The organism is Cryobacterium sp. TMT1-62 (assembly GCF_004403145.1).
Classification (GTDB): Bacteria; Actinomycetota; Actinomycetes; order Actinomycetales; family Microbacteriaceae; genus Cryobacterium; species Cryobacterium sandaracinum.
On record NZ_SOGZ01000005.1, the window covers coordinates 20,676 to 42,728 of the forward strand.

Genomic DNA, 22,053 nt, shown 5'->3' on the forward strand with positions numbered 1-22,053 from the left:
CCGCCGCGACAGGCGCGCAGCGGTCCCCCGTGCCGGTGATCAGGCGATGATCGTCCACGGGTTCTCGATCAGTCGGGTCAGCGTTTGCAGGAACTGTGCGGCCACAGCGCCGTCGATGATCCGGTGGTCCGCCGACAGGGTGTAGCGCATCCTGTGCCGGGCAACGATCTCGTCCCCGACCACGACAGCCTCGCGGGCGGTGCCGCCGACGGCCAGGATCGCCCCTTCGGGTGGGTTGATGATCGCGGTGAACTGCTCCACACCGAACATGCCGAGGTTGCTGATGGTGAACGTGCCGCCCGACATCTGACCGGCTGTGAGCTTCTTGGCGTTGGCCAGGGTGACGAGCTGCTTGGCTTCCGTACCGAGCTGGCTGACGGTCTTCTGGTCCGCGTCCTCGATCACGGGAACCACGAGGCCGTTGCCCGAGGCGACAGCCACACCGATGTTGACGCGGTGGTGCACCAGCATCTCGACGCTCGCGTCGTCGATGTAGGACGCGTTGACCTCGGGGTGCTCGCGGAGGGCGAGCGCGCTCGCCCGAATCAGCAGGTCGTTGATGCTCACCTTCGGCCGACCGGCCTGAACGAGTTGCGCGTTCAGCTCGGTGCGCAACTGCACGAGGTTCTCGGCGTCGGCCGCGGCGGTGACGAAGAAGTGCGGAATGGTGCGGGCGCTCTCACCCAGCCGCCGCGCGATGATGCGGCGCATGTTGCTCAGCGGGATCGCCTCGGACGCGCGCTTGTCGAGGGTGTCCGGTGAGGGTGCGGCGGCTGCCGCGCTCGGAGCGACCACGGTCGCGTTAGGGACGGCGGAGTCGGCACCGGGCGCGGTCGCCTGGGCGAGCAGTGCGTCGGTATCCGAGCGGATGATGCGGCCGCCGGGGCCCGTGCCGCGCACCTGGCTCAGGTCGAGATGGTTTTCCCGCGCGAGCTTGCGCACCAACGGTGACGCGAAGAGGCGCTCACCGCGCCCGGCGGCGTTCCCGTCCGCATTGCCATCGATCGGAGGAACTGCCGGTGCGGCCTCGGCCGCCGGCGTAGCCGCCGGTGCGTCGGCAGCGGCGGCCGGCGTCGCCCCCGGCATGACACTCGGCTTGCCGTCGTCCAGCAGTGCGATGGGCTCGCCGATGGAGACCAGCTTCCCCTCTGCCACGAGATGCTCCGAGAGTGTGCCGGCCTCGTAGGCTTCGTACTCCATCGTGGCCTTATCGGTCTCGATCTCGACGAGCAGGTCCCCGACCTCGACCCGGTCACCGGGCTGCTTGTGCCAGATCGCGATCGCGCCTTCCTCCATCGTGTCGGAGAGGCGGGGCATTGTGATTTCAATCATGATTTTTCACCCATCGGGTAGCGGCGGCGACCGACGGCGTCGAGGGTCTGACGGATGGCGCCGATGACGTCCTCCGCCGACGGCAACGCGGCCGTCTCCAAAGGTTTTGAGTACGGGAGCGGCACCTCTGCCATCGCGACGCGTCGAACGGGCGCGTCCAGGTAGTCGAAGGCGCCATCGGAAATCGTGGCCGCGATCTCAGCGCCGATTCCATAGGTCAGCCAGTCATCCTCGAGGATGACGGCGGCATGCGTCTTCTTGACGGACTCCACAACCGTTTCGCGGTCCAGTGGACGCAGACTGCGCAGGTCGATGACCTCGATGTCGAGGCCGTCCGATTCCGCGAGCTGCGCCGCGACCTGCGACGCGACGTGGGCCATCCGTGAATAGCCGATCAGAGTGATGTCGCTTCCCTTGCGGGTGACGGCAGCCTTGCCGATTTCGGCCGACACGTCGCCGTCAGGCACCTCGCCCTTGATGTTGTAGAGCGACAGGTTTTCCAGGAACAGCACGGGGTCATCGTCCCGGATCGCCGCGATCAGAAGCGCCTTGGCGTCGGCCGGCGTGCTGGGTGCGACGACCTTCATCCCGGGGACGAAGGCGTAGAAGAGCTCGATGTTCTGCGAGTGGGTCGCACCCAGCTGCTGTCCGCCGCCACCCGGCGTGCGGATGACGAGAGGCACTCGGGCCTGTCCACCGAACATGCCGTAGATCTTGGCGGCGTGGTTCACGATCTGGTCGAGCGCGAGCAGGGAGAAGTTGATGGTCATGATCTCGACCACGGGGCGGAGCCCGAGCATCGCGGCGCCGATGGCGGCACCGGTGAAACCCTCTTCGGCGATCGAGGTGTCCCGCACGCGCTTCTCGCCGAACTCGTCGAGCATGCCCGCGGTGATCTTGTACGCGCCTTCGAAGAGACCGATCTCCTCACCCATCAGGAACACATTCTCGTCACGCAGCATCTCGGAACGCAGCGTGTCGTGCAGTGCCTGGCGATAGGTCATGATGCTCATTGGTTGACTCCGTAGTCGGGGATCGGTGCCGGCTCGAACAGAGGCTGCCCGGGCAACCGATGAGAGTCATTGGCCACGGCTGTGGCGTAGGTGTAGTCGAACAGGGTCGACACATCCGGGAACGGGCTGTTCTCGGCGAACGCCGCCGCCTCGGTTGCCTGAAGGGTTACTTCCTCGTCGATCTTCGCCAGTTCCTGCTCGTCAAGCAGACCGTCCGCGACCAGCTTGGCGGCGAAGGTGTGCACCGGGTCTCGTTCCTTGACCAGGGACATCTCCTCGTCGGAGCGGTACTTGGCCGGGTCGACGACGGAGTGCCCACGCAGTCGTTCCGTCACGACCTCGAGAAGGAAGGGCTTACCGCTGCGAGCCTGAGCAACGGCACGCTGGGCGGCCTCGAACACGGCGACGGGATCGAGCCCATCGACGCGTTCCGACGCCATCCGGTACGCGGATGCGCGCTTGTAGAGGTCCGGCTCAGCCGAAGCCTTGTCGACCGTCGTGGCCATTCCCAGCCTGTTGTTGATGATGACGTAGACGATCGGTAGGTTCCAGAGAGACGCGATGTTCAAAGACTCGTGGAATGCTCCGATGTTCGTGGTGCCATCGCCCATCGTGCACAGCACGATCTCGTCGCCGGCGCGGTAGTCGATGGCCAGGGCGGCCCCCGTCGCCAGCGGGATCTGGCCGCCGACGATGCCGTAGCCGCCCAGCATCCGCTTCTCGAAGTCGAACATGTGCATCGAGCCGCCCCACCCCTTGGACACCCCGTCGGATCGGCCGTACAGTTCGGCCATCACCCGGTTGGGGTGGATGCCGCGGGTGATCGCGTAGCCATGCTCGCGGTAGTTGGTGAAGAGGTAGTCGCTCGGGCGCAGCGCGGACATGAGCCCGACGACCGCAGCCTCCTCGCCGAGATTCAGGTGGCAGTAGCCGCCGATCAGCGCTTGCGTGTAGGCCCGTGCGGCTCGCTCTTCGAACCGGCGGATGAGCATCATCTGGCGGTAGAACCCGGTCAAGAGTTCCCGGTCGGCCGGGGAGACATCGGGTTTTGCGCCCGGGGTCGGCCGATCCGGGGAGGTGGTTGGTCGGGACTGAGTCGCCACGGATGTACGCGCTCGAGTGGTCATGAAAGAACTCCCTGCTCGGCCTTCGTAAGGTCGGAGATCGAAGAGTCGCATCGAATTTTAATGATACGAATTAGTTTCATTCTACATCCGAGAGTACGTTTGCGTTTAACGTTTTTTTGAAGATCCGAAGGGCCGGACATGGACTCAGCGACCCCAGCGAGCCCGGTTCGCAAGCGCGGCCGACCCACGGAGGCGGGGCGCGTCGAGCGTCGAGGCCAGATCCTCGACGCCGCGTTGCCGGTCTTCCTTGAATATGGCTTCGGCAAGGCGACGGTGGACCGGATTGCCGCCGCGGCCCGCGTCACCAAGCGCACGATCTACACCTACTTCGGTGACAAGGATGGCGTCTTCACCGAGATGCAGCGACGCCTGGCCGCGAACGTCAGTGGCGAGCCTCTCCGCACGGAGACGCTGGAATCACTCGCCGCGCGTATCGTGTACGGGTTGCACTCGGCCCAGATGATCGGACTACACCGCCTCGTGATCGCCGAGTCGCTGCGTTTTCCCGAACTCGCCCGACGGCTGCACGACAACGGCGACATGCGCCACATCGCGCGCCTCGCAGACCACATTCGGGCCGAGCACGGCCAGGCGGCCGCTGCCCATGCCGAGCAGCTCTACGCACTGCTGCTGGGCGAAGACTACCGGCGGCGGCTGCTCGGGCTGCTCGAACCGGTGACCGCCGCCGAGGCCGCGGTCCACGCTCGGTCCGCGCTGGCCGTCATCCAGTTGACGACGGCGAGCCCCCTGTCCGGCGCCGCATCGGCAGCGGGTGCGCCGAGTCCGTGATGACGACCCGGTCGTCGATCCTGCCCTGGCGCATCTCATCGAGGACGTCGGTCAGCTCCTCGAGGCGGCCAGTGGCGACAGCCGGGTGGAACACTCCACGGTTGTGGAAATCAGGGCTTCGACAAGGTCACGGCGGGTGCCCCCGATCGAACCGCGAATGGTGAGGCCCTTGAGCACGATGTCGAAGATCGGCGCCGACAGCCCACCGCCGTCAGGCAGCGATGGGCCTCAGCTGCAGCCGCTCGTGCTGCCACAGCTTTCGCAGACGTAGCACGAACCGGCCGGACGCATGGCGGTGCCGCACGACATGCACAGCGGCGAATCCAAGCTGAGACCCTGCTGAGCCTCGAGTAGTTCCGCCGAGGAATGCACCGCTCGAGTCGCCCCTGCAGGCGGCTGGGCCGGAGGCAGCACCTGGCTCGGTGGCGCCGTTTCCGTTGCTTCAGAGCCACCCGCATTGAGCTGGGAAACGCGCTCGGCGGTCGTGAAGATCCCCATCGACGAGCGCGTGGCGAACGGCAGGTGGTCCAGGGCCAGGCGGCGGAAAATGTAGTCCATCATCGACTGCGCCATCCGGATGTCCGGGTCATCGGTCATCCCCGCCGGTTCGAAGCGCAGATTGGTGAACTTCTCGACGTAGGTCGGCAGCGGCACCCCGTACTGTAGGCCGATCGAGACCGCGATGGAGAATGCGTCCATGACCCCGGACAGAGTAGAACCCTGTTTGCCCAGCCGGAGGAAGATCTCGCCGAGTTCGTCGTTGGGGTACAACCCCGCCGTGAGATGCCCCTCGGCGCCGGCGACGGCGAAGGACGTGGTGATCGACGTGCGGGACTTCGGGAGTCGCCGCCGGATCGGCGACGCGGGCTGCACGACCGGCACGGACGCCGGGGCGGCCTTGCCGTCCGATAGGGGCTGACCGACCTTGCAGTTGTCGCGGTAAATGGCCACCGCCTTGAGCCCGAGCTTCCAGCCCTGGAAGTAGACCTCCTCCACTTCGTCGACCGTTGCGCTCTGCGGGAGGTTGACGGTTTTGGAGATGGCTCCGGAGAGGAACGGCTGAACCGCGGCCATCATGCGCACGTGGCCCATCGGCGCGATGGCCCTCTTCCCCATGGCGCAGTCGAAGATCGCGTAGTGTTCCGGTTCGAGCCCGGGGGCACCGATGACCTGTCCGTGCAGGGCGATGTGTTCGACGATCGCCTCGGCGGCCTCCCGCGGGTACCCCAGGCCGCGCAGCGCTCGGGGCACGGTCTGGTTGACGATCTGCATGGAGCCGCCACCCACCAGCTTCTTGAACTTCACCAGTGAGAAATCCGGTTCGATTCCCGTGGTGTCACAGTCCATCATGAAGCCGATCGTGCCGGTCGGAGCGAGAACACTGGCTTGCGCGTTTCGCCAGCCGGACACCTCCCCCAACATCAGGGCCTGCTGCCAGGCCGCCGACGCGCGATCATGGATCTCGCCGCTCATGCCACCCGAGGTCTGCAGGGCGATGTCGGCTGCCTCGTGCTTGCGCATGACTCTCGTGTGGGCCTCCGCATTGCGCGCGAAGCCCTCGTACGGGCCAACCACCCCGGCCAGTTCGGCCGAACGCCGGTAGGCGGTTCCGGTCATCAGGGAGGTGATCCCGGCGGCCACGGCCCTGCCCGACTCGGAATCGTAGGCGTGACCGGCGGCCATCAGGAGAGCACCGAGGTTGGCGTAGCCGATGCCCAGCTGGCGGAACGCGCGGGTCGTCTCACCGACGGCCGGCGTCGGGAAGTCGGCGAAGCAGATCGAGATGTCCATCGCCGTGGTGATCAGCTCGACCGCCCGAACGAAGGCATCCGTGTCGAACACGTCCTCCCCCGGGACGGCGTCGGCGCGCAGAAACTTGAGCAGATTGAGCGAGGCCAGGTTGCAGGACGAGTTGTCGAGCGACATGTACTCCGAGCAGGGATTCGACGCCGTGATCCGACCCGATTCGGGATTGGTATGCCAGTCGTTGATGGTGTCGTCGTACTGGATTCCCGGGTCGGCGCAGTCCCACGCCGCTTGGGCGAGTTGACGGAACAGGCCCGGTCCGTGCACTGACTCGATCTCGCTTCCGTCCTGCCGGGAGGTGAGGGAGAAGCTGGTGCCGTTTTCCACGGCTCGCATGAACTCGTCACTGACCCGAACGGTGTTGTTGGCGTTCTGGTACTGCACGCTCGCCATGTCCGCACCGCCGAGGTCCATGTCGTAGCCGGCATCCCGCAGAGCACGGATTTTGCCTTCCTCCCTCGACTTGGCCTCGATGAATTCCACGATGTCCGGGTGGTCCACGTCGAGCACCACCATTTTGGCAGCACGCCGGGTCGCCCCGCCGGACTTGATCGTGCCCGCGCTGGCATCGGCGCCGCGCATGAACGAGACGGGCCCACTGGCCGTTCCGCCGGAGGAGAGCAGTTCCTTGGAGGAACGCAGTTGGGACAGGTTCACCCCCGCCCCAGAACCGCCCTTGAAGATCATCCCCTCATCGCGGTACCAGCCGAGAATGGACTCCATTGTGTCCTCGACCGAGAGGATGAAGCAGGCGCTGACCTGCTGCGGCGATGGCGTCCCGACGTTGAACCACACCGGGGAGTTGAACGAGAAGACCTGATGCAGGAGCAGCCAGGTCAGTTCCGCACCGAAGACCTCCGCGTCGCCGTCCCCGGCGAAGTAACCGTTCGCCGACCCGGCAACCACATACCGCGTGACCACCCGGTCGATCAGCTGCTTGAGGCTGGACTCCCGCTCGGGCGACCCGATGGCCCCGCGAAAGTACTTGGTGCTCACAATGGTGGAGGCGTTCGCCGACCAGGTGTCCGGGAACTCGACACCCTTCTGCTCGAAGACGGTTTCGCCATTCTTCCAGTTCGTCTGCACGACATCGCGAAGCTCCCAGACCACCTCGTCGTACGGGTGGACCCCGGGCGTGCTGAAGTGGCGCTCGATGGCCAGTCCGGCACTATGCGCACCCTGATCGCTTCCGTCAGACCCGGCTTCGGCGTTCTGATTCCTGCTACTCACGTTCGCTCCCCACTCACGACACCCGAATGCCGAATTACTACCAGTGGGTGTCGACTCCTCAGTGAACCACTACATGTAGTGATTGTGTTTTTCTGCTTCGGCTCGGGCGTGTCCTCGACGGGCAGTGCTGCAGAAAAAAGCCCGCCTGGCGGTGCGGAGCAGGGCTGCACGCACAGGCCGGCCGATCAGTGCCGCGCCGTCGGCCAGGACGACGGCGCGCATCAGATCCCCACCAAAAAACGTTGCGCTGCTGAAGGGGAAAATCTGAGCCCCGCGGCGCAACCACGTCGATAGAGGGGTGGTGTTCCGTGCGGTGTGCAGCATCCCGACGGTGGCCGGGCACCCGCGCACCGACGGCAGACAGCCGCACCGGCACGCGAATGCATGAAACGATGGATTTGTCCGGTACCGGCCCAGCTTCGTCAACCTAGTCCGGCGATCAACGGGAGGCCACGAAATGGCAAGAATCTACACCAGAACCGGCGACGCCGGCAGCACCGGGATGCTTCATGGCGGCAGGGTCTCCAAGGGTGATGAACTCATGGACGCGGTCGGCGACATCGACGAAGCGGTGTCTGCCCTCGGTCTGGCGCGAGCGGGATGCGCCGAGCTCGAGCATGCCGCGATCCTGTTCCGCGTGCAGCGCGATTTGTTCGTCGTCGCAGCTGATCTGGTCGGGAACCCAGCTCACCGCGACCGCCTCGTCCCGCGCATATCGCTGGTCGTTCCGGACATGGTCACGGAGCTGGAGGGAATCATCGACGGGCTGGTGACCGCCCGGCCGCTGCGGCCGGTTTTCCTCATCCCCGGGTCGACGCCCACCGAGGCCGCCATCGATCTGGCCAGAACGGTGGTGCGGCGGGCCGAGCGGCACACGGTGCGGGCCGGTGTGGTCGGGCATCCGGTCAGCGACGACGCGCGGCACTACCTCAACCGGCTCTCCGACCTGCTCTACGTGCTTGCCCGGCACTCGGCGGGCCCCGAAACAGAGCCTGCCAGCCACGACTGAGGACGACTCAAAATTGAATTCTCTCCCTCGCCGGTTCCTCCTCCGTTTAGCCTCAATACCGTTCAGTTAAGCGTTTGAGTGGTGATTTTGGCTCGTGGAGGGGTAGTACACGGTCGCGAGTTCTATCGCGGAGGCCTCGGCCGGATCAAGGATCGTGGTCAGCAGCCGGTCGGCGTCAGGGTTGTCGCGTCCGTCGTCGATCGTGTAGTCCACGACCCGCACGGTCAATGGTGGTGTCGATTGCCGCCCCGGGCCCGAGGTCGGGATGATCGTCGCCAGCCAGGACCCGTCAGCGAGGGTCTCCTGATGCCGAGGGCGGAGGTTCGTCTTGACCCACCAGAGCAGGTCAACGCCCGTCGCTGCCGCTTGAGCCCACAACCGGAAGCCGGAGAAGCCGCGGTCGGCGAGGACCAACATGCCCGGTTCGAAGCGTCCTGCGAGCTCTCGGGAGAGTTCAATTTCCGACGTCGCGCACGGGCCAATCACCGCGTCCAGAATGGCATGCGTTCCGCACTCAGCCAGGGCCACCAGGCGTGCTTGCGGGAAAGCAGATTGTTCGCCCCGGCTGCCCGGCCCCCGGGGGCGAGCAGGCGGTACTCGATCTAGCCGCAGTGCTGCTCGTCGCTCCGCTGCCGCGCACCCGTGCGCTCTGGGCAGCCACACTTGTCACCGGAGTAGCGCGGCACCAAGCCGCGTTGATCGTCGTCTTTCACCACGTGCTCGCCGACGGAGTGGCCGGCCTGGTCGTGCTGGGCGGGCTCGTAGACCAGTCGGACGCTACCGGGACGCCCAGGGCCGTGGGCCCGAAGACGCATGAATCCGATTTCCCGCGGCCGCAAGCATCCATTCGCCAGCTCGCCATCGACGCCTGGACCCGCCGGCTAGGTTCACTGCGAGCTCTCCCCGCTCTGCTGCGCCGCCTCCAGGACGCGGCCCGGGAATTGCGGTCGGTGCGGTGGACGCGCCTGAGGCCAACGTCGCTTAACCGGCCGACCGGCCCGCGACGAAGCCTCGCTACGGTCACGGTGGCGCTGGACGGGATCCGCAACGCCGGTCACGCCCAGAAAGCCACGGTCAACGACGTCGTGCTCACCGCGATCGGTGGCGCACTGCCGAACTCTCCTGCCACTGGCCAAGGCCCTGCACGAAGGTTCTACTGAGGCAATTTGGGAAAGTCGCGTCGGGGCCGCTGCCGGGTAACGTTCCGACGAGACCGCCCAGGATGCGCCGGTCGATCGCGACGAGTCGCCCGAGTCCCCGCAATAAATTCCTTGGCCGACATTCAGCCCTAGAAGTCGGGCACGTCGGGCAGAAACTACTGCGGGCGCGGGCTGTGCCATCCACCAATAGCGTTGTTCCCGACGATCTGCACGACGCCAATGGTCGGCCGGGCGAGTCCGGTCAGTATCTACTGGAATTCAATCCTCGCAGAACCCTCAGCGGATATGGAGCGAGGGAGAGCTCCATCGACCGAGTCTCTGTTGCGCGCGGTTAGCCTCCGCGCAACAATGCCCCTCGAACGGCTTATCCGATTACTCCTACGCCTGGTCTCGGAAATCGCGGATACCGTGCTCGCTCCGGCTCTTCAGCGCCAGCGTGAGCAGATGAATCAGATCGCGAAACCCCCGCTACCGGCGTCGAGTACTTGAACACTCGGTCCGTCCAGCCTTCTGGGCTCATCCGGCAACGAACGCGCCAGCCATCAGGTCAATTTCGCTTTCCGGGATATTGAGTCGGCGGGCTTCCACGACCCACCCGGAAACAGCGGCCTTGACTTCTAATAGCAATGCGACGGCGTCTTTCACACGGAAGTACCGAGCCACGTCTAGGAGGGCGGCGGTGTCCGCGAAAAAGGTGTCGTAGTCGATGGACGTGGACAACTCTTTGGGTCCCGCTGCCGGGTTGGGGTTGAGGTCGAACGCGGGAGACAAGTCCCAGCTGCGTGTGGTGTCCGACCGGAGGAACCCGTGGTTTCTGAGATGGTCGTCGGTGTTAGAGATCAGGATTGAGAACGCGATCCGGCGCCACAGCTCGCGAAGGTCACGCGTCGCAGATGAGGATGACTGCTCAATGACCTCGGCGATTTCCAAGTAGCTGCGGTGCTCGCCGTCAACTGCTTCGAGCATCGTCATAGCGCTCACATATCCGATGCGACTATCCCCGACTCTGTCGAACCTGTTGAGCAGCAGCACGTTCCGGCCTGCGACACTCATCAATTCAGTGCGCGGCGTTCGAATGCCTGCCCGGCTGGCCAGCGTCAGAGCAAGCTGCTCCCACGCCATGACGTCCCATTCGTCGGAGGCAACACGGGGGAACTTCGCAATGAGCAATGCACCCCGGCCGTTGACAACGGAAGCTTTGGGCCGGGCACCACCGATAGAGCTTCCCGCACGCAGGAGTAGCCGCAACGATTCGTCATCGGGATGGTCGCTCTCAACAGATTCAACAGCGTGGAGAAGTCTCGGCAGGCCGACCAGGTGCGGCACGCTTGCAGCCGCCGGCCCCAGCCAATCAGTGGTCCCCGGACGACGGAACCGGAAGGCGCCCTGACGAAGGTCGTCGCGAACACCGAGCGTGTAATCAAGTTCGCCGAAACTGCGTGCAGCTCCACCGCCTTGTGCGGCACGGTGGTGTTCGGATCTTTCGATGAGTTTGCGTCCCCAGCGGTCGGGAGCGCAGTCCGTGAACGCCCCGAAAAGGCGACGCCCGTCCGCAGTGTTGAAAGACCCGGATGAGAGGGGTAGTCCCGGATCGAGCGAGTACGCGTCTGGTCTGGCCAGATAATCGATGTCGTAGGTGAAAGTGGCGCTCTCGGAGTTGCGTCGACGATGCGCGTAGACCGTGCCCGCGCGGACGTCGACACCGTCTATTTGCACCCAGACTTCCGCGTCAGACATCGGCCTGTTTCTTCGGCCGGCTCTGACGCACACGCTGCGGGAGAACTTCCTCGGAGCGAAGCCGGCCGATGTCGCTGCGATAAGGGTCGGCGCTCTCAACGACCGTGTCCATGATTCCAAGTGCCCGGAAGACACGCAGCGCGGTCTCGAGGCTGACGCCTCCCTGCCCTGATTCCAGCTTGTGGAGGGTTGCCCGGCTCATGCCCGCGCGGTCCGCGACCTGCGCAGCAGTCAACCCGAGAAGTTTCCGCCACGTCTGAATGTCTGTGCCAAGTTCACGGAGAGCACGCCGGACGGGGATGGGGGTTAATCGCTTCTCAACCATTGACTCTCCTCCCTAACGTCTATTATTTTATACACTAACGTTTATAAAGCATTTGATACTTCGCCTTAAATTGGTTTCCCGTCTGCGGCGGATCGCAGCGCACCGGACGAGTGTGCCGCGTGTCGGGCGTGTGGCGGGCAGACTCCGGTGCCTTTACGGGCGGAGAGGTTCACGCGTGCCCACATTTGGCAGGAATGTCGGGTGCGGCCCAAGCTCACACGACTCACAAATCGCACCAGACTCACAAGACTCACGAGGGACTGCCTCGAGTTCAGTTGACTCCAGGGGTGAGTGGTTTCAGGCGGCCGCGCGAGCCGGGCGAATGGCCCCTTCGATCTCCGCGCAGGCGCCTGATGTCTGGCATCGGCGAAGAGTTTCTTCATCCCGCCGTGGCGGAGCAGAGCCATGTCATCGATCGAGTCCGCGCCGGCGAGCATCCCCGCGACCAACGCGGTGACTTTCAACCCTGCGTTCGCCCCGAGGTACCCCGGCAACGTCAATCACCGGCTGGCAAGCTCGCCCAGGCCCGTGGAGGCGGCCAACATCATCGCAGGGACGAGTCCGGCGGCCGACACGAGATTGGTGTCATCGAGGGACGCTGACAAGGCCGTGGGCCTATGGAAAAATTGCATCTACGAGATGCCTTTCGTGTCAGTCGAAATGAACCCTGAGTGAGTTCTATTTTTCCTGATCTGGAAGGCATTCTCTGTTTAACGCGCCGTCAACTCCCCAGCCTCACCGGTGGATTGAGGCTTAGGACACCGTGACCAACACCGGGGGGACCGGCAGGCGAGGTGACGGCGTGCGTCGAGCACCCCAGGTTCGCCGCCATCCGGCACGGTCGGGACCGGATGCCGCCGACAGGCCCCCCGGTGGAACAGTGCGTGCTCGGGTGGTCGGCCGTGCACTGACGTCGGTGAACTCCGGGACCGCAATTTCGTGGTCGATGACCGCACCGTCGGCGATGAAAGCCCCACGGCCGATGTCCGTGTTGCTGGCCAGGCGCGCCTCGTTTCCGACAATCGCATCGGCCCCGACATGCACGTTCGCGCCGACGAAGACCCGCGCGCCGATGATCGCCCCGTGGTCGATCCAGCTCCCCTGCCCGATCCACGATTCAGGCCCGACCTGGGCGTCACTTTCCACATACGTTGCGCTCGACACGTAGGCGCTCGGGTTCACCTGGGCACCGGGCGACACCAGTCCACGCCCGTTCTCGTGACGCCGGTACTTCGTCACCTGGCCCTTCTCGAGTTCCACTTCCACACTCATTCTTGCCACTAGCAGTCTCCTCGATCTCATCGTGTGATTTATTAAAAGGATAACTCTGCTTTTAATAACCTGTCCAGGAAAGTTGCCCGGCGATCACGGCGCGGGCGCCGCAGCGGCCCGCCCGAATCATCCGTCGATGTCGCCCGGGCTAGACGGCGCTGGACGGCTCCCACAGGTTGATGCCCATGTCGACGGCGTGCTCGTCGATCGCCGTGATCTCGGCGTCGGTGAACGCGAGGTTGTCGATCGCGGCGATGTTCGTCTCCAACTGCTTCACCGAGGAGGCGCCGACGAGCGCCGTGGTGACGGTTTCGCGTCGCAGCACCCACGACAGGGCGAGCTGGGCGAGCGACTGACCGCGGGCATCCGCGATCTCGGTCAGGGCACGGATGCGCCCCACCGTCTGGTCGTTCACCATGTCGCGGCTCATCGAGCCGGCCTGCGAGGCTCGGGACCCCTCGGGCACCCCGTTCAGGTAGCGGTCGGTGAGCAGCCCCTGCGCCAGCGGGGAGAAGGCGATGCAGCCGACGCCGAGGTCGTCCAGGGTGTCGAGCAGTCCGTCTTCGACCCAGCGGTTGAACATCGAGTACGAGGGCTGGTGGATCAGCAGCGGCGTGCCCATCTCGGCCAGGATCGCGGCGGCCTGCCGGGTGCGCTCGGGCGAGTACGAGGAGATGCCGGCGTACAGCGCCCGACCGCTCGTGACGGCCGTGTGCAGCGCACCCATCGTCTCCTCGAGCGGGGTGTCCGGGTCGGCCCGATGGGAGTAGAAGATGTCGACGTAGTCCAGGCCCATGCGGCCGAGGGACTGGTCGAGGCTCGAGAGCAGATACTTGCGGGAACCCCACGAGCCGTACGGGCCCGACCACATGCCGTAGCCGGCCTTGGTCGAGATGACCAGCTCGTCGCGGTGCGGGGCGAAATCCTGCGCGAGGTGCACGCCGAAGTTGCTCTCGGAGCTGCCCTTGGGCGGACCGTAGTTGTTGGCCAGGTCGAAGTGGGTGACGCCTAGGTCGAAGGCGCGGCGCAGGATGGCGCGCTGCGTCTCCATCGGTGCGGTGCCGCCGAAATTCTGCCAGAGGCCCAGCGAGATCGCGGGTAGTTTGAGGCCGCTGCGCCCGGTGCGGCGGTAGGGCATGGAGTCGTAGCGGGTGTCCGCGGGAAGGTACGTCATCCCTTCAGACTCGCACAGTCGGCTGGGTAGCCCTCTGCCCCACTGATCCGCCGTGTCATCCGTTCGGCCGATGCGCGGCTCCCCCGCAACCCTGCGAAGATCGAAGCTCCCCCTTCTTTCGTCCCGTTCCCCACCCCCTGGAGTGTTCCCCCGTGTCTCCCCGCCTCTTCTACCGCACCATCGCCATCGCTGAGGCGGTGACCTGGACCCTCCTGATCGGCGGCATGCTGCTGAAATACGTGGCGGATGCCGGCGGCACCCCGGTGCGGATCGCCGGCTCCCTGCACGGGTTCGTCTTCATCAGTTACGCCCTGACCGCCGTGCTGGTGGGCCTGAACCAGCGCTGGCCGGTCCGGCTGATGGTGCTCGCCGTCGCCACGGCGATCGTGCCCTACGCAACGGTGCCGTTCGACATCCGTCTCGACCGCAGCGGCCGGCTCGACGGCGACTGGCGCCGCGTCGCCACCGACGACCCGCGCGACCACACCTGGGTGGGCACGCTGCTGCGCTGGATGCTGAACCGTCCGGTGATCCTGATCAGCAGTTTCGCCGTGGCCGCGGTGGCGATCATGACGGTGATGCTGTCGCTGGGTCCCCCCGGCGGGCGCAGCTAGCGGGCGGCCAGGCCGCTGCCAGGCTATAGCCGGGCGGCCTCGGAACCGGCGCTGGAGCGGCGCGGCGGGTAGACTCGCCAGGTCAAGCATCCGTTATCTCTGGGAGAACGCCACTCGTGACCGCTGTTACCACCACACCCTCCCGCGGCATTGCCGACACCGTTGCAAACGCGATTGCGACGCCCGAGAAAGAGCAGCCGTTCGACGCGCTGGGGCTGACCCCGGGCGAGTACGCCGAGATCCGACAGATCCTCGGCCGCCGCCCCACGAGCGGCGAGCTCGCGATGTACTCGGTGATGTGGAGCGAGCACTGCTCCTACAAGAGTTCGAAGAAATACCTGCGCTCGTTCGGCGAGAAGGTCTCCCCCGCCATGAAGAAGAACCTCATGGTCGGCATGGGCGAGAATGCCGGTGTGCTGGATGTCGGCGAGGGCTGGGCGGTCACGTTCAAGATCGAGTCGCACAACCACCCCTCCTACATCGAGCCGTTCCAGGGTGCCGCGACCGGCGTCGGCGGCATCGTGCGCGACATCATCTCGATGGGCGCCCGCCCCGTCGCCGTGATGGACGCCCTCCGTTTCGGACGTCTCGACGACCCCGACACCGCCCGCGTCGTGCACGGCGTCGTGTCCGGCATCTCCTTCTACGGCAACTGCCTCGGCCTGCCCAACATCGGCGGCGAGACCTGGTTCGACAAGGTCTACCAGGGCAACCCGCTCGTCAACGCACTCTCCGTGGGAGTGTTGCGCCACGAGGACCTGCACCTCGCCAACGCCACCGGCACCGGCAACCAGGTGGTGCTCTTCGGAGCCCGCACCGGCGGCGACGGCATCGGCGGGGCATCCATTCTCGCCTCGGACACCTTCTCCGAAGGCGGCCCCACCAAACGCCCCGCCGTGCAGGTCGGCGACCCGTTCGCCGAGAAGGTGCTGATCGAGTGCTGCCTCGAGCTCTACCGCGAGAAGCTCGTCGAGGGCATCCAGGACCTGGGCGCCGCAGGCATCTCCTGCGCCACCAGCGAGCTCGCCTCCAACGGCGACGGCGGCATGTTCATCGAGCTCGACAAGGTGCTGCTGCGCGACCCCACCCTGACGGCCGAAGAGATCCTGATGAGCGAGAGCCAGGAACGCATGATGGCCGTCGTCACCCCGGAGAAGCTCGCCGGTTTCCTCGCCATCACCGCCAAATGGGATGTCGAGACCAGCGTGCTCGGCGAGGTCACCGACTCCGGCCGGCTCATCATCGACTGGCACGGCGAGGAGATCGTCAACGTGGACCCGCGCACCGTCGCGGTCGACGGGCCGGTCTACGACCGCCCGGTCGCCTACCCCACCTGGCTCGACGCGCTGCAGGCCGACAGCGCCTCCGCGCTGCCCCGCCCGACCTCACCCGAGGTGCTGCGCGAGCAGTTCCTGGCCTTGCTCGGCTCGCCGAACCTGGCCGACCCGAGCTGGATCACCGACCAGTACGACCGCTACGTGATGGGCAACACGGCCCTCTCGTTCCCCGACGACGCGGGCATGATCCGGATCGACGAGGAGTCGGGCCTCGGCTTCGTCATCGCCACCGATGCGAACGGCCGTTATTGCCAGCTTGACCCGTACCGCGGCGCGCAGCTCGCTCTGGCCGAGGCCTACCGCAACGTGGCCGTGACCGGCGCGGTGCCGGTCGGCATCAGCGACTGCCTCAACTTCGGTTCGCCGGAGAACCCCGAGGTGATGTGGCAGTTCGCCCAGACCGTCGACGGTCTAGCCGACGGATGCCTGGCGCTCGAGATCCCGGTCACCGGTGGCAACGTGTCGTTCTACAACCAGACCGGCGACCAGCCGATCCACCCGACCCCTGTGGTCGCCGTGCTCGGCGTGATCGACGACGTCGCCCGCCGCGTGCCCAGCGGCTGGCAGGACGACGGCCACAACATCTACCTGCTCGGCGTGACCCGCGAGGAACTGGACGGCTCGGCCTGGGCCGAAGTCATCCACGACCACCTGGGCGGGCTGCCGCCCGTCGTCGACCTGGCCGGCGAAGCCGCCCTGGCGGGGCTGCTGCACGCGGCGTCGATCGAGGCGCTCATCGACAGCGCCCACGATCTCAGCTCGGGCGGGCTGGCGCAGACGCTGGCCGAAGCGGTGCTTCGGTTCGGGGTCGGAGCCCGCGTGTGGCTCGGCGACATCTGCGAGCGCGACGGGATCGACGCATCCGTCGCCCTGTTCTCGGAGTCGGCCGGGCGCGTGATCGTATCGGTTCCTCGGGAAGACGACGTGAAGTTCCTCGGCCTCTGCGAGGGGCGAGGCTACCCGGTGCTGCGCATCGGCGTGACGGACTCGACCTCGGCGAGCCTGGAGATCCAGGACCACTTCACGGTGTCGCTCGCCGACTTGCAGACGCGTCACCGCAGCACCCTCCCCTCCCGTTTCGCGCAGTAGGGGTTCCTCCTCCGCCCGTTCTCCCGCTCCCCTCCGACCGACCGACCCCGTTTCGCCCCTGCGTGCGACCAATCGGCCGCCATCGCCGGGATCAAAGTGGCACTTTCCGCGCACGCGCGAGCGCCTGCGGTCGGCGCCTGTGGATAGAGCACCGTGCGAATCGCAGTGGGTGGCATCATCGTGCGATGAGACCGCCTTCTGAGCTGCCGGCCGAGCTCGGTGATGGGCCGTTTTCCGTCGCCGACGCTCGACAGCGAGGAGTCAATTCCGGGCGACTGCGGCGCAGCGACCTCGCGCGGCCCTTCCACGGCGTGCGGGCGCCTGTGGGGCGCGGCCCGTCACCGGCCCCCATCAGCGACGCGGACAGGTGGGCACGGATCCGTGCAGCAGCGCGCACCCGGGCCTATGACTACGCGGTGCGGATGCCGTCAGATCAGTTCTTCAGCCACGCGACGGCCGCGCTTCTCCACGGGCTGCCTCTCCCCGCGCGACTCCTCGAGCGGTCAATCGTGGATGTAGGCACAGGCATTCGGACCCGGCGCCGCCGGGGCAAGGGCGTGCGCGGACATCTGATTCCGCTGGACCGGGTGCGCGTCGTTTCGGTGGGACACCTCGCCGTCGCTTCAGCGGTCGACGCGTGGGTCCAGCTGTCGACGGTCCTCACCCTCGATGAGTTGATCATCATTGGCGACTCCCTCGTGCGCCGCCAGCGGCCTGCGGCCACGATGGCGGAACTTCACCTGGCCGTTGCGCGGCACGCGGGCTTGCCCGGTGCCTGTCGTCTCCGCGAGGCCCTCGCCCTGGTCCGTCCGCGCACCGATTCTGCAAAGGAAACAGTGCTGCGACTTCTCATCGTGCGGGCAGGCCTGCCGGAGCCGGAAGTGAACCTGACCCTCGTCAATCGATACGGCGCCTTCATGGCCTTGGGTGATCTCGCCTACCTGCGCTACAAGGTCCTGATCGAGTATGACGGCGGCCAGCACCGCGAAGACGAACGACAGTTTCACCGCGACATCGACCGGCTGGACGAGCCCATGGAAGAAGGGTGGCGGGTCATCCGTGTCAACAAATCCCACTCTCCCCATGCGGTCATCGCCCGAATTCGCACCGCCCTTCTCGATCGCGGTTGGATCCCCTAAATCCCACCTCCAGCCCCACACCCTCTCCAGGGGTCGCGTGCGCTAGAAACGCCGCCATTCCCCGTCATATGGCGGCGTTTTGAGCGCACGCGGGGCCGTGCAGCGGGGCGCCCGCTAGATCGAGAAGGGGGCGCCGAGGTGGAGCTCCGAGCGTGACCAGAGCGACTCTGCGACCGCGGGGTCGAGCGAGGTGCGCGTGGGCTCCTGCAGCGTCGGCAGGCCGCGCGTGAGATAGCGAGGGCCGTAGTAGTCGCCGCCACGGGCATCCGGGTCGACGGCCGCACTCACCGTGGGCCAGGCCCCGGCGTCCTTGCCCTGAGCACCGAAGGACTGCAGGGTGTCGGCGAATCGGCTCGCACGCGACGGCTGATTGACCCCGCGGATGCCCGGCGTCAGACCCGAAATCGAGTAACCGGGGTGTGCCACGAGGCTTTGCACCCCGTCAGTGCCGCCGGCTCCGGCCGCCCGCAGCCGTCGATCGAGCTCGAAGCCGAACACCTGCATGGCGATCTTCGACTGCGCGTAGGCCTTCCACCGGTTGTAGCCGGACTCCAACTGCAGGTCGAGCAGCGGCGAGTCCAGCAGCCGCGAAATCATCGACCCGAGCGCGACGACCCGGCTGCCGGGCGTGCGCCGCAGAGCCGGCAGCACCCGCGCGGTGAGCGCGAAATGGCCGAGGTAGTTGGTCGCGAAGACCAGTTCGTGCCCGTCGGGGCTCAGCTCGCGCGTGCGCGGCGGGTGCACGATGCCCGCGTTCAGGATCAGCCCATCGATCCGCGGCAGCTCCAGCAGCGCATCCGCGGCACGGTGTACCTGGGTGAGGTCGCTCAGGTCCAGCGGTATCGCCGACACGGATGCCCCGGGCACCCGGGCGTGGATGGCCGCGACCGCGGCTTCCGTCTTCGCGAGATTGCGGCAGGCCAGCACGACGTGGGCGCCCGCAGCGGCGAGTTGCTCGGTGGTGAAGTAGCCGAGGCCGGCGTTGGCGCCGGTGACGACGAAGGTCTTCCCGAACTGGGCCGGAAGGGCGCGCGACGCCCCGGGGAGCGCGGAGGTCTGAGAAGTCATGAGGTGGCCGGCGACGTGGTGGCGGAAGAATCGGGGCTGGTGCCCACGACCGGCCGTGCGACATCCGTTCGTGCCCCCGCAGCTCGCGGCGCGGACCCGTTCGCCGACTCGGTGCCGGCGATCTTCTCGTGGTGGTGGATGACCTCGGCGATGATGAAGTTCAGGAACTTCTCGGCGAAGGCCGGGTCGAGCCGAGCCTCCTCGGCCAGTCCGCGCAGTCGCTGGATCTGCAGCAGCTCCCGCTCGGGGTCGGCGGGGGGCAGGCCGTGCGCGGCCTTGAGCCGTCCGACCTGCTGGGTAAACTTGAACCTTTCCGCCAGCAAGTGGATCAGCGCGGCGTCGATGTTGTCGATACTCTGACGGATGCTGCCCAGTTCGTCGATCGCTTCCTGCCCCGCGCCGGCGGGCAATTCCTCGTGTGCAGCCATGGTTCGACGATACCGTTTCGCGCGCGGTGACCGCACGACCGGCACTGCCCGCCGTCTTCGATGGAGGCCGCGGGCTACCACCCGGAAGCGGTCACCCGCTCCAACGCATTCCACGCCCGCTCCGCCGAGGTCGACAGTTCCGGTCGACTTCGCCCGGCGCGCGAGTCGATCTCGACCGGAAGTGTCGATTCCGGCGCCATACCGGTCGCCATTAACTCCGTGACCGCTGCAGCGGCGCGGGCGACTCCGCCGACCCGGACGACCCGGACGACCCGGACGACCCAGACGACTCCGCCGACCGGGCCGCCCTCACCGGCCGCGCCAACCGCCGCGCCGACCCCGCCCGCCCAGGCAAGCGCAGCCGCCGCTGGGTCAGCAGGATGCCGAGCAGCACCAGCGCCGCCCCGGCCGGCTCGTGCCACGAGAAGGTCTCCGAGAGCACGAGCACCCCCAGCAGCACCCCGACGACGGGTGTGACATACGTCACCGTCGACGCGTTCGTCGGTCCCCAGGCGCGCAGCACGTTGATGTGCCAGATGTAGGCCACGCCAGTGCCGAGCGCGCCGAGAGTGAGCAGTCCGGCCACGATCGGCACGGTCAGTGCCACCGGATGCGCCGCCACCACCGGGGTGGCCACAAGCATGATCGCCCCGGCGATGCCGATGTTCAAGAACGCGAAAGTCGCGGGGGCGATCGGCCGGCCGCTCAGGAACCGGCGGGTGTAGCCGAACGTGAAGCCGTAGCAGACCGCCGCGCCCAGGCAGGCCAGCTGGCCCCAGAGGTCGCCGGTCAGGGCCGCGTAGCGCCACGGCGCGATGATCACGACCACGCCGGCGATGCCCACGAGGATGCCTGCCACCTGCCCGCGCGCGAGCCGCTCCACCCGGAACGCGAGCGTCGCCATCACCGCGGTCATGATCGGCGTCACGGCGTTGTAGATGCTGGCCAGACTCGACGACACGTACTGCTCCGCCCACGCGAACAGAAGGTGCGGCACGACGCATCCGGTGATCGCGATCACCAGGAAATGCAGCCAGACCATCTTCTCGCGCGGCAGCACCGGCCCATTGGCCACACGCGGACGGCTGGTCAGCACGATCAGGCCGAGCGTGAAACCGCCGAGCACCAGCCGCGACCACGCCACTTGGCCGAACGTGACCCCCTCGAGGGCCACTTTCATGAACAGGAAACTGGATCCCCAGACCACACCCATGCCCAGGAACTGCAGGGTGACCCGGGTTCGTCCGGCGGCGGGAACGTCTCTCACCTGCCGACTGTACCGCGCCCCGCCGACACTCCGCACGGGTGCCGGACTGGTGCCAACCGCCGCGGCCGAAAGCCGCCGATCATTGGCAATGAGTGACCCGCCGCGCGCGCGAACGAATTCGACGGAGATTTTCACGAAAACGGATGCTGCGGGCCGGTTTTCGGCTCTTGGCGGCAAAATCTCCGTCGAATTCGTTCGGGCATTGAGCACGGAACCCACTCCGCACGGACGCGCTCGACCGCGGCCCGCTGCACGCGCCGAAGCGCGCCGGAACGCGCCGGAGCACGCAAACGGGCATCCGGCGGTGCCGCCGTCAGGCCACTTCTCTCGTCTCGAGCGGCCGCACCCGGTACTGAACCGAACGCGCGCCGTACCCGTCGAGCCGCGCCCGCAGCCCGGCCCGCACCCGAGGCCACTCGCTGTCGAGGATCGAGTAGATCACGGTGTCCCGCCAGCTGCCGTCGGCCCGCCGCCGCTCCCGGCGGATAATCCCCTCATACGTGGCCCCGATGCCCGCGATAGCCGCGCAGGACCGCACGTTCATCACATCCGCCTGGATCTTCACCCGCCCGAACCCATGGTCGAAGGCCAGCCCGAGCAGTAGTAGCTTCGTCTCCGCGTTGACGGCGGTGCCCCAGACCCGCGGATCGTAAGCGGTCCAGCCCACGTGGGCCGACTCGTGTTGCAGGTGCAGGTCGCCCAGCGTGGACATGCCCACGAGGTCACCGGCGTGCGGGCCGCCGGCCAAGCGCACCGCATAGGGCAGTCCCGCCCAGTGAACGTAGGCATCCGCCCAGTCGGTGAACTCGGCCGGGTCCGTGCGGAGCCCGCCCGGGCCACCGCCAAAACCGCCGTCGAAAACCATTGGATGCGCGATCGCGCCGTGCAGCTCGGACAGCAGCGCACGGGTGAGAGGTTCGAGCCGCACATAGTAGCCCACGATGGCGATGCTCTGAGGTCGTTCGGCAGTCATGCCGACACTGTGGCAGCGCCAGGTTGCCACCGAATGAACGGCAGCGGTCAGGTCGGCGCGAACGAATTCGACGGAGATTTTGGCGAAACCGGATGCCGCGGGCCGGTTTTCGCCCTCCAGCAGCAAAATCTCCGTCGAATTCGTCAGGGCACCGAGCGGAGGCC

At 66.7% G+C, this 22,053-nt stretch carries 18 protein-coding genes and 3 pseudogenes; 6 read left to right on the forward strand and 15 right to left on the reverse strand.

Annotated features, from left to right (window positions below; translation table 11 throughout):
- Positions 1–39: 39 nt before the first annotated feature.
- The 3 genes from E3T34_RS01880 to pdhA are packed head-to-tail and all read right to left on the reverse strand — an operon-like array spanning position 40 to position 3,472.
- A complete protein-coding gene (locus tag E3T34_RS01880; protein ID WP_174843115.1) occupies positions 40–1,332 on the reverse strand; it encodes a dihydrolipoamide acetyltransferase family protein in 1,293 nt (430 codons plus the stop codon).
- The gene (locus E3T34_RS01885) at positions 1,329–2,345 is read right to left on the reverse strand and encodes an alpha-ketoacid dehydrogenase subunit beta (RefSeq protein WP_104099447.1); all 1,017 of its coding nucleotides are present in this window, start codon (positions 2,343–2,345) and stop codon (positions 1,329–1,331) included. Before E3T34_RS01885 ends, E3T34_RS01880 begins: the two co-directional genes overlap by 4 nt.
- Entirely contained in the window at positions 2,342–3,472 is a 1,131-nt protein-coding gene (pdhA, locus tag E3T34_RS01890) for a pyruvate dehydrogenase (acetyl-transferring) E1 component subunit alpha (protein WP_134341990.1), read from the reverse strand. Before pdhA ends, E3T34_RS01885 begins: the two co-directional genes overlap by 4 nt.
- Positions 3,473–3,610: 138 nt before the next feature.
- Between pdhA and E3T34_RS01895 the strand changes: the two genes are divergently transcribed.
- Positions 3,611–4,261 carry a TetR/AcrR family transcriptional regulator gene (locus E3T34_RS01895; RefSeq protein ID WP_134341991.1) on the forward strand — a complete coding sequence of 217 codons (651 nt, stop codon included), beginning with the start codon at positions 3,611–3,613 and terminating at the stop codon, positions 4,259–4,261.
- Here E3T34_RS01895 and E3T34_RS16295 read toward each other — a convergent pair.
- Together E3T34_RS16295 and E3T34_RS01905 are read right to left on the reverse strand one after the other, a co-directional pair.
- A pseudogene (locus tag E3T34_RS16295) lies at positions 4,194–4,468 on the reverse strand (hypothetical protein); the annotation flags it as partial. The gene E3T34_RS01895 and the pseudogene E3T34_RS16295 sit on opposite strands and share 68 nt — an antisense overlap.
- A 21-nt stretch (positions 4,469–4,489) precedes the next feature.
- Positions 4,490–7,297, reverse strand: a complete 2,808-nt coding sequence (locus E3T34_RS01905) for a vitamin B12-dependent ribonucleotide reductase (RefSeq protein ID WP_134341992.1) — start codon at positions 7,295–7,297, stop codon at positions 4,490–4,492.
- A gap of 457 nt (positions 7,298–7,754) precedes the next feature.
- On the opposite strand from E3T34_RS01905, the gene E3T34_RS01910 reads away from it, so the two are divergent.
- Positions 7,755–8,306 (forward strand): cob(I)yrinic acid a,c-diamide adenosyltransferase, encoded by a 552-nt coding sequence (locus tag E3T34_RS01910; RefSeq protein WP_134341993.1) that lies wholly within the window; start codon positions 7,755–7,757, stop codon positions 8,304–8,306.
- A gap of 66 nt (positions 8,307–8,372) precedes the next feature.
- Here the strand turns inward: E3T34_RS01910 and E3T34_RS01915 are convergent, their stop codons facing one another.
- A complete protein-coding gene (locus E3T34_RS01915; RefSeq protein ID WP_134341994.1) occupies positions 8,373–8,723 on the reverse strand; it encodes a hypothetical protein in 351 nt (116 codons plus the stop codon).
- A gap of 116 nt (positions 8,724–8,839) precedes the next feature.
- Here E3T34_RS01915 and E3T34_RS01920 point away from each other — a divergent pair, with 116 nt between their 5' ends.
- Positions 8,840–9,466 (forward strand): wax ester/triacylglycerol synthase domain-containing protein, encoded by a 627-nt coding sequence (locus E3T34_RS01920; protein ID WP_166785815.1) that lies wholly within the window; start codon positions 8,840–8,842, stop codon positions 9,464–9,466.
- Between the two features lie 516 nt (positions 9,467–9,982).
- On the opposite strand, the gene E3T34_RS01925 is transcribed toward E3T34_RS01920, so the two are convergent.
- From E3T34_RS01925 to mgrA, 5 genes and pseudogenes are all read right to left on the reverse strand, one after another.
- Entirely contained in the window at positions 9,983–11,203 is a 1,221-nt protein-coding gene (locus tag E3T34_RS01925) for a type II toxin-antitoxin system HipA family toxin (RefSeq protein WP_134341996.1), read from the reverse strand.
- Entirely contained in the window at positions 11,196–11,528 is a 333-nt protein-coding gene (locus E3T34_RS01930; protein WP_104099439.1) for a helix-turn-helix domain-containing protein, read from the reverse strand. Before E3T34_RS01930 ends, E3T34_RS01925 begins: the two co-directional genes overlap by 8 nt.
- Positions 11,529–11,887: 359 nt before the next feature.
- Positions 11,888–12,160, reverse strand: a pseudogene (locus E3T34_RS01935) (IS1380 family transposase); the annotation flags it as partial.
- 121 nt (positions 12,161–12,281) lie between these two features.
- On the reverse strand, positions 12,282–12,800 hold the full coding sequence (locus tag E3T34_RS01940; RefSeq protein ID WP_233191140.1) for a hypothetical protein: 519 nt from the start codon (positions 12,798–12,800) through the stop codon (positions 12,282–12,284).
- Between the two features lie 148 nt (positions 12,801–12,948).
- Complete coding sequence (gene mgrA / locus E3T34_RS01945) at positions 12,949–13,974, reverse strand: L-glyceraldehyde 3-phosphate reductase (protein ID WP_134341997.1); 1,026 nt, start codon at positions 13,972–13,974, stop codon at positions 12,949–12,951.
- 152 nt (positions 13,975–14,126) lie between these two features.
- Here mgrA and E3T34_RS01950 point away from each other — a divergent pair, with 152 nt between their 5' ends.
- From E3T34_RS01950 to E3T34_RS01960, 3 genes are all read left to right on the forward strand, one after another.
- A complete protein-coding gene (locus tag E3T34_RS01950; protein WP_134341998.1) occupies positions 14,127–14,588 on the forward strand; it encodes a DUF3817 domain-containing protein in 462 nt (153 codons plus the stop codon).
- Between the two features lie 116 nt (positions 14,589–14,704).
- Positions 14,705–17,014 carry a phosphoribosylformylglycinamidine synthase subunit PurL gene (gene purL / locus E3T34_RS01955; RefSeq protein ID WP_134341999.1) on the forward strand — a complete coding sequence of 770 codons (2,310 nt, stop codon included), beginning with the start codon at positions 14,705–14,707 and terminating at the stop codon, positions 17,012–17,014.
- Positions 17,015–17,199: 185 nt separating this feature from the next.
- Positions 17,200–18,153: a hypothetical protein gene (locus E3T34_RS01960; RefSeq protein ID WP_134342000.1), complete on the forward strand. Its 954-nt coding sequence runs from the start codon at positions 17,200–17,202 to the stop codon at positions 18,151–18,153.
- A 114-nt stretch (positions 18,154–18,267) separates the two neighbouring features.
- On the opposite strand, the gene E3T34_RS01965 is transcribed toward E3T34_RS01960, so the two are convergent.
- The 4 genes and pseudogenes from E3T34_RS01965 to E3T34_RS01980 form a co-directional block, all read right to left on the reverse strand.
- Positions 18,268–19,221, reverse strand: a complete 954-nt coding sequence (locus tag E3T34_RS01965; RefSeq protein ID WP_104099433.1) for an SDR family NAD(P)-dependent oxidoreductase — start codon at positions 19,219–19,221, stop codon at positions 18,268–18,270.
- Positions 19,222–19,322: 101 nt separating this feature from the next.
- Positions 19,323–19,649 (reverse strand): annotated as a pseudogene (locus E3T34_RS01970) (chorismate mutase); the annotation flags it as partial.
- Positions 19,650–19,860: 211 nt separating this feature from the next.
- Positions 19,861–20,916 (reverse strand): DMT family transporter, encoded by a 1,056-nt coding sequence (locus E3T34_RS01975; protein WP_347232391.1) that lies wholly within the window; start codon positions 20,914–20,916, stop codon positions 19,861–19,863.
- Positions 20,917–21,229: 313 nt separating this feature from the next.
- A complete protein-coding gene (locus E3T34_RS01980; RefSeq protein ID WP_241977317.1) occupies positions 21,230–21,889 on the reverse strand; it encodes a GNAT family N-acetyltransferase in 660 nt (219 codons plus the stop codon).
- Between the last annotated feature and the right edge of the window lie 164 nt (positions 21,890–22,053).

Excerpts from the sequence above, each read along its gene's own strand:
- E3T34_RS01880 (WP_174843115.1), bottom strand. The coding sequence starts at position 1,332 with ATGATTGAAATCACAATGCCCCGCCTCTCCGACACGATGGAGGAAGGC.
- E3T34_RS01885 (WP_104099447.1), bottom strand. The coding sequence starts at position 2,345 with ATGAGCATCATGACCTATCGCCAGGCACTGCACGACACGCTGCGTTCC.
- pdhA (WP_134341990.1), bottom strand. The coding sequence starts at position 3,472 with ATGACCACTCGAGCGCGTACATCCGTGGCGACTCAGTCCCGACCAACC.
- E3T34_RS01895 (WP_134341991.1), top strand. The coding sequence starts at position 3,611 with ATGGACTCAGCGACCCCAGCGAGCCCGGTTCGCAAGCGCGGCCGACCC.
- E3T34_RS01910 (WP_134341993.1), top strand. The coding sequence starts at position 7,755 with ATGGCAAGAATCTACACCAGAACCGGCGACGCCGGCAGCACCGGGATG.
- E3T34_RS01915 (WP_134341994.1), bottom strand. The coding sequence starts at position 8,723 with ATGTTGGTCCTCGCCGACCGCGGCTTCTCCGGCTTCCGGTTGTGGGCT.
- E3T34_RS01925 (WP_134341996.1), bottom strand. The coding sequence starts at position 11,203 with ATGTCTGACGCGGAAGTCTGGGTGCAAATAGACGGTGTCGACGTCCGC.
- E3T34_RS01930 (WP_104099439.1), bottom strand. The coding sequence starts at position 11,528 with ATGGTTGAGAAGCGATTAACCCCCATCCCCGTCCGGCGTGCTCTCCGT.
- E3T34_RS01940 (WP_233191140.1), bottom strand. The coding sequence starts at position 12,800 with ATGAGTGTGGAAGTGGAACTCGAGAAGGGCCAGGTGACGAAGTACCGG.
- mgrA (WP_134341997.1), bottom strand. The coding sequence starts at position 13,974 with ATGACGTACCTTCCCGCGGACACCCGCTACGACTCCATGCCCTACCGC.
- E3T34_RS01960 (WP_134342000.1), top strand. The coding sequence starts at position 17,200 with ATGAGACCGCCTTCTGAGCTGCCGGCCGAGCTCGGTGATGGGCCGTTT.
- E3T34_RS01965 (WP_104099433.1), bottom strand. The coding sequence starts at position 19,221 with ATGACTTCTCAGACCTCCGCGCTCCCCGGGGCGTCGCGCGCCCTTCCG.
- E3T34_RS01980 (WP_241977317.1), bottom strand. The coding sequence starts at position 21,889 with ATGACTGCCGAACGACCTCAGAGCATCGCCATCGTGGGCTACTATGTG.